General features: G+C 63.5%; 12 protein-coding genes. 6 read left to right on the top strand and 6 right to left on the bottom strand.

Annotation, left to right across the window (positions count from 1 at the left end; translation table 11 throughout):
- The first annotated feature begins 72 nt into the window (after positions 1 to 72).
- Positions 73 to 1,356 carry an O-acetylhomoserine aminocarboxypropyltransferase/cysteine synthase family protein gene (locus JFN91_RS09520; RefSeq protein WP_199388980.1) on the top strand — a complete coding sequence of 428 codons (1,284 nt, stop codon included), beginning with the start codon at positions 73 to 75 and terminating at the stop codon, positions 1,354 to 1,356.
- A 257-nt stretch (positions 1,357 to 1,613) separates the two neighbouring features.
- On the opposite strand, the gene JFN91_RS09515 is transcribed toward JFN91_RS09520, so the two are convergent.
- Together JFN91_RS09515 and JFN91_RS09510 are read right to left on the bottom strand one after the other, a co-directional pair.
- The gene (locus JFN91_RS09515) at positions 1,614 to 2,105 is read right to left on the bottom strand and encodes a YchJ family protein (RefSeq protein ID WP_199389248.1); all 492 of its coding nucleotides are present in this window, start codon (positions 2,103 to 2,105) and stop codon (positions 1,614 to 1,616) included.
- A gap of 36 nt (positions 2,106 to 2,141) precedes the next feature.
- Positions 2,142 to 2,432, bottom strand: a complete 291-nt coding sequence (locus JFN91_RS09510; RefSeq protein WP_183349410.1) for a Dabb family protein — start codon at positions 2,430 to 2,432, stop codon at positions 2,142 to 2,144.
- Positions 2,433 to 2,637: 205 nt separating this feature from the next.
- Between JFN91_RS09510 and JFN91_RS09505 the strand changes: the two genes are divergently transcribed.
- Entirely contained in the window at positions 2,638 to 3,369 is a 732-nt protein-coding gene (locus tag JFN91_RS09505) for a DUF4350 domain-containing protein (RefSeq protein WP_236015068.1), read from the top strand.
- A gap of 37 nt (positions 3,370 to 3,406) precedes the next feature.
- Positions 3,407 to 3,781, top strand: a complete 375-nt coding sequence (locus JFN91_RS09500; RefSeq protein WP_183349414.1) for a desulfoferrodoxin — start codon at positions 3,407 to 3,409, stop codon at positions 3,779 to 3,781.
- Positions 3,782 to 4,029: 248 nt separating this feature from the next.
- Here the strand turns inward: JFN91_RS09500 and JFN91_RS09495 are convergent, their stop codons facing one another.
- Positions 4,030 to 5,403, bottom strand: coding sequence for an HD-GYP domain-containing protein (locus JFN91_RS09495; RefSeq protein ID WP_199388978.1), 1,374 nt, complete (start codon positions 5,401 to 5,403; stop codon positions 4,030 to 4,032).
- Positions 5,396 to 7,003: a HEAT repeat domain-containing protein gene (locus JFN91_RS09490; RefSeq protein ID WP_199388977.1), complete on the bottom strand. Its 1,608-nt coding sequence runs from the start codon at positions 7,001 to 7,003 to the stop codon at positions 5,396 to 5,398. Before JFN91_RS09490 ends, JFN91_RS09495 begins: the two co-directional genes overlap by 8 nt.
- Before the next feature lie 254 nt (positions 7,004 to 7,257).
- On the opposite strand from JFN91_RS09490, the gene JFN91_RS09485 reads away from it, so the two are divergent.
- The 3 genes from JFN91_RS09485 (at position 7,258) to JFN91_RS09475 (ending at position 10,058) form a co-directional block, all read left to right on the top strand.
- Positions 7,258 to 8,553 (top strand): Nramp family divalent metal transporter, encoded by a 1,296-nt coding sequence (locus JFN91_RS09485; RefSeq protein ID WP_199388976.1) that lies wholly within the window; start codon positions 7,258 to 7,260, stop codon positions 8,551 to 8,553.
- Between the two features lie 5 nt (positions 8,554 to 8,558).
- Positions 8,559 to 9,476 carry a universal stress protein gene (locus JFN91_RS09480; protein WP_199388975.1) on the top strand — a complete coding sequence of 306 codons (918 nt, stop codon included), beginning with the start codon at positions 8,559 to 8,561 and terminating at the stop codon, positions 9,474 to 9,476.
- A gap of 393 nt (positions 9,477 to 9,869) precedes the next feature.
- Positions 9,870 to 10,058, top strand: coding sequence for a hypothetical protein (locus JFN91_RS09475; protein WP_199388974.1), 189 nt, complete (start codon positions 9,870 to 9,872; stop codon positions 10,056 to 10,058).
- Between the two features lie 224 nt (positions 10,059 to 10,282).
- Here the strand turns inward: JFN91_RS09475 and JFN91_RS09470 are convergent, their stop codons facing one another.
- Both JFN91_RS09470 and JFN91_RS09465 read right to left on the bottom strand, forming a co-directional pair.
- On the bottom strand, positions 10,283 to 11,704 hold the full coding sequence (locus JFN91_RS09470; protein WP_199388973.1) for a DEAD/DEAH box helicase: 1,422 nt from the start codon (positions 11,702 to 11,704) through the stop codon (positions 10,283 to 10,285).
- Positions 11,705 to 11,941: 237 nt separating this feature from the next.
- On the bottom strand, positions 11,942 to 12,580 hold the full coding sequence (locus JFN91_RS09465; protein WP_199388972.1) for a hypothetical protein: 639 nt from the start codon (positions 12,578 to 12,580) through the stop codon (positions 11,942 to 11,944).
- Between the last annotated feature and the right edge of the window lie 128 nt (positions 12,581 to 12,708).

Genomic DNA, 12,708 nt, shown 5'->3' with positions numbered 1-12,708 from the left:
CTGCACCAGCCGAGACAATCATGCTATAGTGCGGGCCTTGCCTTGCTATATGACTTACGAAGGAGGGAACCCATGAAGAAGAATTGGCGCATCGAGACCCAGGCGATCCAGGAGGGGTTCGTCCCCAAGGACGGCGACCCGCGCATCCTGCCCATCTATCAGAGCACGACCTTCAAGTTTTCCAGTGCGGAACACGTGGCCAAGCTGTTCGACCTCGAGGTCGGCGGGCATTTCTACACCCGGCTTTCCAACCCCACGGCGGAAGGCTTTGAAATGAAGATAGCCGCCATGGAGGGGGGCGTCGCGGCCATGGCGACCTCCAGCGGCCAGGCGGCCTCCACCATCGCCGTAATGAACATCTGCCAGGCGGGGCAGCACGTGGTCGCGGCCAGCACCCTGTACGGCGGCACCTACTCGCTGTTCGCCAACACCTTCCCCAAGATGGGGATCGAGGTGACTTTCGTCGACCCCGAGGCTGACGAGGCGACCATCGTTGCCGCCTTCCGCCCCGAGACCCGCTGCCTGTTCGGTGAGACCATCGGCAACCCCGGCCTCAACATCCTCGACTTCGACAAGTTCTCCCGCATCGCGAAGAAGATGCAGGTGCCCCTCATCATCGACAACACCTTCCCGACCCCGTACCTGTGCCGGCCGCTCGAGCACGGCGCCGACATCGTGATCCACTCGGCCACCAAGTACATCGACGGGCACGCGACCAGCGTGGGCGGCGTGATCGTGGACAGCGGCAACTTCGACTGGGGCAACGGCAAGTACCCGGAAATGACCGAGCCCGATGAGAGCTACCACGGCCTGCAGTACCTGAAGACCTTCGGCAAGCTCGCCTACATCGTGAAGGCGCGCGTGCAGCTCATGCGCGACATCGGCCCCTGTCCGGCTCCGATGAACGCTTTCCTGTTCAACCTGGGGCTGGAGACGCTGCCGCTTCGCATGCAGCGCCACTCCGAGAATGCGCTCGCCATGGCAAAGTTCCTGGAGAAGCACGAGGCGGTGTCCTGGGTGAGCTACCCGGGGCTGGAGAGCCACAAGAGCTACGCCCGGGCGCAGAAGTACCTACCCAAGGGGGCGAGCGGTGTGCTCACCTTCGGCATCAAGGGTGGCGCCGCGGCGGGCAAGAAGTTCATGGAGAGCTGCCAGCTGGTCGCACTCGTGGTGCACGTGGGCGACGCGAGGAGCTGCGTGCTGCACCCGGCCAGCACGACGCACCGCCAGCTTTCCGAAGAGCAGCAGATCGCTTCAGGGGTTACTCCCGACCTGATCCGGCTCTCGGTGGGGATCGAGCACATCGACGACCTGATCGAGGACGTGGACCAGGCGCTGGCGGCGAGCCAGAAGTAAGGGACTGCGACAACTAGAAGCAAATCCCCCCTGTCCCCCCTTTCACAAGGGGGGGGACGCATTTGCCGCCTCATCCTTCTATGGCAACGGCGAGAAGGGACACAAACTTGGTCAACACAAAAAGAGGGGGCGAGTGGATTTTCCACTCGCCCCTTTGCTATTCCAGCCTCAGCCGCACTTCGTCCAGCCTCAGCCGTCCTTAGCGTCCAGCCTCAGCCGCTTTTCCGTCTGCCTCAGACTTTCTTACCACGGCAGTCTTACTTGCCGCAGCACTTCTTGTACTTGATGCCGCTGCCGCAGCTGCACGGATCGTTGCGCCCGATCTTGGGCGAGGTCCTCACGATCGGCTGCGGGGTCACCGCCTTGCCGTCGGTGAAGAGCCAACCATCCTTCTCCTTCTTGAACAGGGCGCGCTCGTGGTGCACCCGGTCCTGCCCCTGCTCTTTCCAGCGCGCGATGAACTCCACCTCGCCGGTGGTGTCATCCTTGCCGCCGGCCTTGGTGGAGACGATCTCCAGCCCCTGCCAGTCAGACTTCTCCGCCCATTCGCGGGTCCCCTCGGCGTCATACCCCTCGCGGTGCTTGGGGTGGGTGCTCTCCAGTATGAAATCGGTCTCGACGTTGGCATACGCGGCGTAACGCGCACGCATCAGCGCCTCTGCCGTCTCAGCGCGGCGCTCCCCCTTGATAATGGGGCGACAGCATTCGGCGTAGGCTACGCCGCTGCCACAGGCACACAGCTCCATCAGTTACTCCTCCTCATTGCTCTTTATGTCTTGCTCGGGTCAGACTTCGTAATCGGCGGCAACCACCGAAGAGCAGACGCTCCTCATGTAGGCGGCCACTTCGTTGGCGTGGTACGGATGTACCTGGTAGGCCTGCAGGTCTTCCAGGGAGTCGAACTTGGTGTACAGGGCGATGTCCGCGGAACGCTCGGAACGGATCAGGTCTACCCCTACCTCGAGGTGACGCAGCAACTCAACCTTGCCGTCCATGCTCAAAAGGCGCTGCCTGGCAGCCTCGACGTTCTCAGCGGTGGCCTCTTTCAACTTGAAAAGCACTATATGCACGATCATGTGTAGCCCCCAGAATCAGTAGTGACATTCTTCGGATACCTGTAATACATCGGCGCCCGCCCCGCTGTCAACGATGGCAGTCCCGTAGACAGAAAAAAGTTGTTGCGTGGCCGAAACAATGCTGCTATAAGGACCAACAGGATCAAAAAGGTCTTTTTTAAAATTTGGTGCAATGGAGGATTAAATGACTGGCGCTTTGAGATTCATGAGTATAATTGTACTGGCGTTCTTAATGATGACCGCTCCCGTCATGGCGGCCGAGAAGGTTCTGTTCGACAACGGGCACGGCGAACGCTTCCAGGTGAAGGAGCAGGGACCGCTGCAGCTTTCCGGCCTGGCCGAGGTGATCCAGGCCGCCGGACTCGAGATCGGCACGGTGGACCAGCCCCTCTCCGACGCGACGCTTGCCGGCGCGCGAGCCCTGGTGATCAGCGGCGCCTTCACTCCGCTGCACCCCACCGAGATAGAGGCGGTGGCGAAGTTCATCCAAAACGGCGGGCATGTCGCGATCATGCTGCACATCGCGCCCCCCATGGCTCTGCTCTTGGACCGGCTGGATGTACGCCACACCAACGGTGTCATCCAGGAGCGCGAGAACGTGATCGACGGCGACCTGCTCAATTTCCGGGTCGCCCGCCTCAAGGAGCACCCCCTTTTCAAGGGCGTCAACGATTTCGCCGTGCACGGCGCCTGGGGACTGATCAACCAGACCGACAGCGCCCAGGTCATCGCCGCCACCGGCTTCCAGGCCTGGATCGATCTCGACCTGGACCAGAAGCAGTCCAAGGAGGAAACTGCCTCCTTCGGCGTAGTCGTCGCCGGCACCATGGGCAAAGGCTCCTACCTCGTCTTCGGCGACGATGCCATCTTCCAGAACAAGTTCCTGGAAGGGAACAACAAGATTCTCGCGGCGAACCTTGCCGCCTGGCTCAAATAAGCGGCACCACTACACCAACAAAAACAGGAGGGATTCAATGGCGCAGGCTCTGGAAATCTACAAGTGTGAAATGTGCGGCAATATAGTCGAGGTCTTCCATGCTGGCGGCGGCCAACTGGTCTGCTGCGGTGAGGAGATGAAGTTGCAGAAGGAAAACACGGTGGACGCTTCCAAAGAGAAGCACGTACCGGTCATCGAGCGCGGTGCCGGGACCGTCACCGTGAAGGTCGGCAGCGTTCCGCACCCGATGGAAAGCGCCCACTACATCGAGTGGATCGAAGTGATCGCCGACGGCAAGGTCTACCGCGCGCAGCTGCAGCCGGGCCAGGCCCCGGAAGCGACCTTCCCGATCACCGCCGCCGACATCAAGGTGCGCGAATACTGCAACCTGCACGGCCAGTGGTCGGCCTAGGCACGTACGGCACGCTTTAGAAGCAGGAAGGGGGGACGGCTGACGCCGTCCCCCCTTTTTTTGTTGCTGCCGGAAGCGCTAAATCCCCCCTGCCCCCCCTTTAACAAGGGGGGAACGTGAGGTCACGTTCAGCGCTTCGTAGGTTAAACATGCTGCGGTTCCCGGTACTCCCAGTACTCCCAGTACTCCCAGGACTCCCAGCAGTTCCAGAAGAAGCCCCCGCTCCCTTTGCCGCTATCGCCCCTGCCTCAAGCAAGCAAATGACTGGCGACGTCGATGTTCTTCAAAAGCGGATCCACCGGCGCGACGATCGAGGCGTAGCGCGCCCCACCGTCTCCGGCCAGGGTCACCAGCCTCGGCGTCTCCAGCGCCTGCCCCTGCGCGTCGATCAGGATCTTCACCGACGGCTCCGCACACTCCATCGGGTGCGGCTTGAGCACCAGCGCGATCTCGTTGGTGTCCAGGCGCACCAGGCTCCCCACCGGGTATTCCCCCATCATCGCCTCGAACTGCTCCACCAGTTCGGTGTTGAGCGAGGAACCGGCCAGCCGGTGCATGATCTCCATGGCCTCCTTGGGGAGGGTCGGCCGCTGGTAGGTGCGCAGCGTGGTGATGGCGTCGTAGCAGTCGGCGACGGAGACGATCTCGGTGTAAAGCCCGAAGTGCATGTCGCGCGCCCACTCGGGATAGCCGGTGCGGTCGTGGCGGATGTGGTGACCCAGCACGGCCTCCGCTACCGCGGGAGGGATGTTCTTCATCTTCTTGACGATCTCGGACCCTTCCTCGGCGTGGCGCTTCATCTCCTTGAATTCGGTGTCGGAGAGCTTGCCGGGGCTGTTCAATATGGTCTTGTCGATCCTGGTCTTGCCGATGTCGTGCAGCAGCCCCGCCGTGTTGATCTCGTGCAGCGCCTCTTTCTCCAGGCCCAGAAAGGCGGCCAGGGTGAGCGCCAGGATGCCGACGTTGACGGAATGGCTGAAGGTGTAGTTGTCGTAGTCCTTGATCATGGCCAGGCCGAGCAGGGTGGTCGGCTCCTCCATGGTGACCGACACCATGTTCTCGACCACACCGTTGATCCACTCGCCGCTTGGGATGCGCCCGTTGTCGACCTCGCGCATGGTGTCGCGCACGGCCTTGAGCGCGTCCCGGTAGATGGCGGCGGGGACCAGGGCTTCCCCCTTTCCCTCCTCCCCCTCACCGGCGACCATCTCCTCGATGCCGAGCCGGACGTTGCTGATCCCCTTGCGCTCCAACTCGGCCGCAAAGGTCTCGGCGCTCACCTGCCGGTTCGCCAACAGCGCTGCGAAGCCGAAGAGATCGTCGGGGGTGACTCCGGCGTAGATGGTGACGGCGTCGATCCCCTTCTGCAGCAGGCGCTCGACCAACTCGGCGACGGCGGCATTGGGGGCGACCAGCAGGCACCCTTCGATGAAAAAGGTCCCCTCCACCACTCCCAGGTGCAGTTCATGCCGCTCCCCCATCATCTCGCCCATCAGCCCCACCAACTCCTGGAGGGGTTGGCGTACCGCCGGATGGGCCAGGGGATAGAGCAGTACCGACTTGATGGAGGCGGTAAAGAGCATTGCCGCGCGCTGCACGTCCTGTTTGGTGATCTCACTCATGTGCTGCTTCCCTTTGCGCCATGGCCTGCAGCGCAGCCGCAGCAGCATCGGCCAACTCCCCCGTCCCCGAGGCATACCCTTGCAGGAAGGCCCGCGCCTGGTCCCCGCCCAAGGCGGCTATGGCGTCGACGGCGACCAGCTTCTGCTCCAAGCGCCGGGTCGTGCCGATCAGGCAGCGCCGGCGCACCAGTTTGAACAGCGTCCCCAGGGCACGCCGGTCTCCGATGCGTCCTACCGCCCGCAGCGCCTCCAGTTGGAGCGCGTGCAGTTTTCCCCTGAGGTCGCGCTTCCCCGCCAGACTGAGCAGCGGATCGAGCGCCGCCTGGTTCCGGCAGCTCCCCAGGCATGAGATCGCCTGCAGCGCGGTCGCCTCGTCCCCTTCCTGCACCAGGGAGAGGAGCACACTGGTGGCCTCCATGCCCCCTATGCGCGCCAGGGCCCGGATGCTTTCCATGCGCACCCGGCTCTCCGGATGATACGCCGTCAGCGTCAGCCCCTTCACGGCGTCGCGATTGCCGATCTCGGCCAGGATGGCCACGGACATCTGCACGACCTGCGCCCTGGCGTCTTTGAGCAGCACCAGCAACTGCGGCTGCGCCTGCACGCCGATGCGAACCAGGGCGGTGCCCAAGGCCTTGCGCGCGGCCCTGCTGCCGGTTGCGGTAAGGCGCCGGACCACGGCGTCCACCACCTCGGGTCCGGATAGCCTGAGCATGCGGCAGATGGCTTCCTTGCCCGGGAAGTCGACGTCCTCAAGGTGGTTCAACAGGTGCTCGGCCATCTCTCCCAGGATGAGCTGCTGCAGCACCGTGTGCGCCGCATCGCAGCAGACCGTGCTTTTCTCCGGGTTCGCCTGCTGGTCCACCAGGTGCGTCAGCACCACGTAGAGCCGGTCGTAGTTTCCCTCCAGCTTCAGTGGCAGGGCCTTCTTCAGCAGCAGGCGAGCCAGTTGCCGGTAGCGTTCCTCGTCGGTCTCGGCCACCAGCGCGGCCAGGATCTCGTCGACACCCGGTTCGGAAGCCTGCGCGGCCGCGCTCCCCTGTGCCGGGGCGGCCTCGGGCGCGCGCTCCTCCACGACCTCGGCGCCCCCATCGCCCAACTCCTCCTCGGTCTGCCCCACGTTTTTCTTGGTGTAGACGGCGGTCACGTCGATCTGGTTCACCATGACGGCGGAGACGCCGTTGCGGGCCAGCATGCCGGCCACGCCCCCTTCCTCGGCAATCTTCTGTGGTGACACCGCCAGCGCGGTAAGGAGTGCGGAGAGGTCCGCCTGGGACAATTCGGGGAGGAAGGTGAGTCGTTGCAGCTCGCGGGCGAAGAGTTCCTGCGCCAGCGCCTTGGTCATCGGGTTGCTTTCGATGGTCTCCTGGCGACCGGCGATGGCGAAGCCGCCGCGCTGCACGATCAGGGTGATCGGCGCCTGCCGGACCAGGTTGGCAATAGCTTCATAGGCAGAAGAGAGTATTTGTGAACGCAGGGGATGGTTGTCGGGATAGAAGGAAACGGCCTTCAATGCCTTGGAGGTTTCGGCGAGCGCTTTCTGGCAGGCCGCGCCGAGATCTTCGTTGTCTTCGAGCAGATTTCTGTGGTCTTCCGGCATTTTCCATTCCCGTTGATAGGACGCCAGATTCTAGCCGAGATAATGATAATTATCAAACAATTTTGCAGCGGACGCCATGACCGCCCCGGCTATACTACTTCACCGTTGCTTTTACCATGCTGACAGGTCGGCTGCCAACTCATTTCGCAGCAGGTGACCGCCGGGCATCTTTTTATAAGCTTGCAGTTGCTCTTGATGCTATCGTAGATAGAATTGGGTGACGTTTTCGCCCAACTACCGCCGCCGAGGGGACATTGCCCAAAAACAGCAGCAGCAACCTTGACTCGAGGACCGTCCAGTCCGCACTGGAGGCCCTGTCGCGCGAAACGAAGCAGTCACGACTCGCCCGCGTCTTTCCATTCCTCGGCCCCGCCTTCATCGCCAGCGTCGCCTACGTCGATCCCGGCAACTTCGCCACCAACATCCAGGGGGGCGCCCAGTTCGGCTACCTGCTCCTGTGGGTGATCATCGCCAGCAACCTGATGGCCATGCTGATCCAGACCCTCTCGGCCAAGCTGGGGCTCGCCACCGGCCAGAACCTGGCAGAGCACTGCCGCAACCAGTTCCCCAAGCCCGTTGCCATCACCATGTGGGTGATCATGGAGGCGGTGGCCATGGCCACCGACCTGGCCGAGTTCATGGGGGCGGCACTCGGGTTCCAGCTCCTGTTCGGCATCCCGCTCCTGGCCGGGGCCCTGCTCACCGCCCTCGCCACCATCGCCATCCTCGGCATGGAGCGCTTCGGTTTCAGGCCACTGGAGGCGGTGATCTCCGCCATGGTCGCCATCATCGCCCTGTGCTACGTCGCCGAGATCTTCATCGCCAGCCCGAACTGGGGTGACATCGCCGGACACGTGGTGCGGCCGGCATTCGCGGGGCGGGAAAGCATCCTCCTCGCCACCGGCATCATCGGCGCCACGGTGATGCCGCACGCCATCTTCCTGCACTCCTCACTCATGCAGGGGCGGATCGTGGTGAAGGACAGAAGAAAGCTGCGCACCCTGTACCGCTACGAGATCATGGACGTGGTGATCGCCATGGGGATCGCGAGCTTCGTGAACATGTCCATGCTCATCATGGCGGCCTCCACCTTCTACGCCACCGGCAAGACCTCCATCGCCACCATCGAGGAGGCCTATAAGACCCTGGAGCCGCTTCTGGGGCCGGCAGCCAAGTTCATCTTCGGCGTCTCCCTGCTCTTCTCCGGCCTCTCCTCCAGCAGCGTCGGCACCAGCGCGGGACAGGTGATCATGCAGGGCTTCATCCAGCGCCACATCAGGCCCTGGATCCGGCGCGTGGTCACCATGGCCCCCTCGCTGTTCGTCATCGCCATGGGGTTCGACCCGACCCGCACCCTGGTGATCAGCCAGGTCGTGCTTTCCTTCGGGCTCCCCTTCGCCATCATCCCGCTGGTGCTGTTCACCCGCCGCCGCGACCTGATGGGGGACCTGGTCAACAAACCGGCGACGACCGCCTTTGCCGGCTTGGCGGCGGCCCTCATCGTCGCCCTCAACATCTACCTGATTTACGCAACCTTTTTCCCAGGATGATCGCCATGTTCAAGCACATTCTCGTCCCGATGGACGGATCCAAACTCGCCGAGGCCGCCCTCCCCGCAGCACGTTTCATGGCCGAAAAGCTGCAGGCCCAGGTGACCCTTTTCCACGTGGTGGAAAAGGACGCCCCGAGCCAGGTACACGGACAGAAGCACCTGACCGGCCCCCAAGAGGCGCAAGCGTATCTGCAGGAAGTCGCGCACGCGTGGTTGCAAGGCATCCCCAAGGTCGAATGCCACGTGCACGAGACCGAGACGGAACTGGTCTCCGACAGCATCGTCGCCCACGCCGCCGAGCTCGGCCACGATCTCGTGGTGATGTGCTCGCATGGGCGCGGCAAGGCCTTTCACCTCCTCTTTGGCTCCATCGCCCAGAAGGTGATCGCCGGGGGAACCCTGCCGGTCCTGATCACCCATCCCGACGAGCACGGCGAGCCGCCGCCGTTTTGCTGCTGCCAGATACTTTTGCCGCTGGATACCGACCCGGAGCACGAGAAGGGGCTGCCGGTGGTGAAGTCGGTGGCGCGCATCTGCAACGCCGACCTGCACATCACCACGGTGATCCCCACCTACGAGTCGCTGCCGCCGGAGGAGAAAGTGTCCGCGCGCACCCTGCCGGCGACCGCCGCGCGCATGCTGGACCTGGAGGCGCGGGACGCCTCCGAGCACCTGGACGGTGTGGTGCGGGAGCTGGTCGCGGAGGGGATCCACGCCTCCGCGCACGTGTTGAGGGGGGCTCCGGCGGAGACCATCGCCCGGGCCGCGGAGGAGGCGAAGATCGACCTCATGGTGCTGCCCACCCACGGCAAGACCGGCATGGCCGCCTTCTGGACCGGCAGCGTCGCCCACGGCATCTGCAGCCGCAGCAAGTGCCCGTTGCTCCTGGTGCCCATCTCGGAGCCCTCCTCCACCGACTGAACCTGCAGCGTGGGCTGTAACGATGCAAAGAACGAGCGAAGGGGGAGGCCGTAACCGGCCTCCCCCTCTTTCATTGCCCGTGACGCCGGGCGTCCAGCCTGTTGTCTGCTTTTGCTGCGCTTTTCTATTTCCTTCCTGACCCCTTGCACATAGTGCAGGGCACTTCCTCGACGTCGTATCCGGACTGCCGGGAAGCCATCAGGATTTTTCCTTTGCCGTTGCATTTAGGGCATCTCGATCCAAGCATGGCTTACCTCCTCTGACAGTAGCTATCTCCTTCTGTGACAACAATTTTATCAAAAAAGCGTAGAATAAAGTAGTCACATCTCTACCGAGACAGTGCTGCCCATCGGGCAACGCGGCTATGACATAGCCGACAAGGAGGTGATCATCATGGCATGCAACAAAGAAGGGCACAGCGAGCATATCTGCGCCCTGACCGCTAAGGGTGAGATAGACAAGGTTCACCAACTCACGCTGCACCCCACCGTCGAATGCGGCAACTGCGGCGCCAAGGCAAAAGACATCGACGCGGTGTGCGATCCGATACAGCTTCCCGAGGCGGGGTGGTTGGGGGATTGAAGCTGGTAGCGGCGTGCGGAGTTCTCACCTTTAGAGCCCTGCACCGAGGAAGGGGCTCCCCCAGGGCTTGGCAGGGCGGTTGGGCGGAATGGAGCGTTCCGCTAGAGGGACAGGCACCTAACGGAGCCAGTCCCTTCTGCTGTTACCCGCTAATAGAGCAATAAAAAAGGGGGAAAGTCGAACGACTTTCCCCCTTCTCTTTTGTGCCGGGAATTCCCGCGGCGCTACCTGCCGCTGCGCCGGGCGGCGTGGTTGCCGGGACGCTGTGCGCCGGAGCGCTGCCCTTCACCCGCCCCCTGGCCGGCGGGACGGTTACCGCCCTGGCGCTGACCGGACTGGTGGCGGTTGCCGCCGGGGCCGCCGGAGGGGCCGGAGTTGTTGCGGTTGCCGGGCTGCGCCGGCTTGCCACCCGCCCCCTGCGCGCTCTTGGCCTCGGCGGGCTTGCCGGCCGCCGGAGCTGCCGGCTTCCTGCGCTGCGGCTCGCGCGGCGCGCGGGCAAACTCGGCGTCCTTTTTGGGCGCCGGCACGGTGTAGTCGAACCCTTCCACGCGGCGCCGCTCGATCTTGGCGCCGAGCACGCGCTCGATGCTGCGCACCATCTGCTCGTCCTCGCCGGTCACCATGGTGAAGGCGTCGCCGGTCTTGGCGGCGCGGCCGGTGCGGCCGATGCGGTGCGTGTACGCCTCGGGGGTGTCGGGGATGTCGTAGTTGATGACGTGCGAGATCAGCGAGACGTCGATGCCGCGGGCGGCGATGTCGGTGGCCACCATGATCTGGTAGGTGCCGTCTCTAAAGCCGTCCAGCGCCGCCTGCCTGCGGTTCTGGGACAGGTTCCCCTGCAGCGAGGTGGCCTTGTACCCTGCCTTTTCCAGCTGCTCCCCCACCCTCTTGGCGCGATGCTTGGTCTTGGTGAAGATGAGCACGCTCTCGGTGTCGGTGTGCTTCAAGAGTTCGAAGAGAAGCGGGGTCTTCAGGTGCTGCCCCACCGGGTAGAGCGCGTGGGAGACCGTCGCCGCGGGGGCGGTCCGGCTCACCTGCACGGTGACCGGGCGGCACAGGATCTCGTGCGCCAGACGGCGGATGTCGTCGGGCATGGTAGCCGAGAACATGAGGTTCTGCCTCTTGCCGGGGAGCGCGCGCAGGATCTTTCTCACGTCAGGGAGAAAGCCCATGTCGAACATCTGGTCCGCCTCGTCCAGGACCAGGACCTCGACCTTGGAGAGATCCACGGTCCCCTGGGAGATGTGGTCCAGAAGGCGTCCCGGGCAGGCGACCACGATGTCGGCGCCTTCTTTGAGCTTCTTGATCTGGGTGTTGATGTTGACGCCGCCGTAGACCGTGATGCTTTTCAGCCGGGTCTGCTGCGCGAGGGCATTGAGCGACTCGTTGATCTGCTCGGCCAGCTCCCTGGTAGGGGCGAGGACGAGCGCGCGGACCTGGCCGCGGATGCCTTCTGCCAGACGGTGCAGCAAGGGAAGACCGAAGGCGGCCGTCTTGCCGGTGCCGGTCTGGGCCAGGCCGAGCACGTCTTGGCCGGCGATAACGGCGGGAATCGCCTGCAGTTGGATGGGGGTCGGGACCTGGTAGCCCACGGCCTCTACGCCCGCCTGGACCTTGGGGTGCAAGTTAAACTGTTTGAAATCCACTGATACTCCTGTTTCTTGGTGTGACGCCACAAAAAACCCCAGAAGCCTCAAGAGGCCCATGGGGTCTGTGACTCATTAGAGAATCGGACTATACCACGAAACGGGAGGAAAGAGGGCTCAAATTTATCTAATGCTGCGCTTTACCGTCGGAAAGGCTTCCCCCTCCCCCCTGTCCCTCCGGGAGAAGGAGGAGAGCCCAGAGGTCACAGGTGCGGGAGGAGGTTGCCAGCCATGGGATCAGTGGCGGTCCCTGTAGTCGCGGCGGTCGTCCCGACGGTCATCGCGGTGATCGTCCCGGTGGTCATCCCGCCGATCTTCCCGTGCCCCATCGCGATAGCCGTTGCGGTAGCCGTCGCGGTAGTAATCCTTGCGCTCGCCCCAGCGCCCGTCGCGGCGCTCGGCCACCGGACGATACCAGTTGCCGCGGTAGCGCTCACGGTCGCTCAGGTAGGTGCGGTATTCGTGGTCGCGGTAGTAGCGGATCTGCTCGTAGCGGTGCTGATGCAGCCCGTAGGGGAGGTAGCGCGGCGCCACGTAGGTCCACGGTCCGCGGTAACTGCCGGCGACATACCAGTAGCCATTGCGGTACTGGTAGTAGCTGTTGTCCATGTAGACCACGTCATACGGGAGCCCCACCGAGACGTAGAAACCAAGGGCGGGCGAATAGATGAAGCTGGGGGGCTCGGCATAGGCTACCGGGCCCGCAGGTGGCGGGTAGGCGACCGGGGCGGGGTACACCACCGGTGCCGGCGGGGCTACCGGGACCGGAGCGACGGCGACCGGCACCCCGATATTGACGCTGAAATCCACCCGTGCCTGAGCCGTGGCAGCTGCGGCGAGTACGATGACGAATGCCAGTGCGATAAGTTTTTTCATGATCTTCTCCTTGCGGCCTCAGGCCGTCTTCCTTTCAGATGATCGTTGCCGTACTTCGTTTGTGGCGGCCGTGACTTCGCGGTCCGCTCCATTCATTCTGTGAGATACAAGCTAACAGTACAATAAGG

The organism is Geomonas anaerohicana (assembly GCF_016458305.1).
GTDB lineage: Bacteria > Desulfobacterota > Desulfuromonadia > Geobacterales > Geobacteraceae > Geomonas > Geomonas anaerohicana.
Note: the sequence above shows the minus strand (reverse complement) of the source record. Positions and strands in the feature narration are given on the sequence as shown.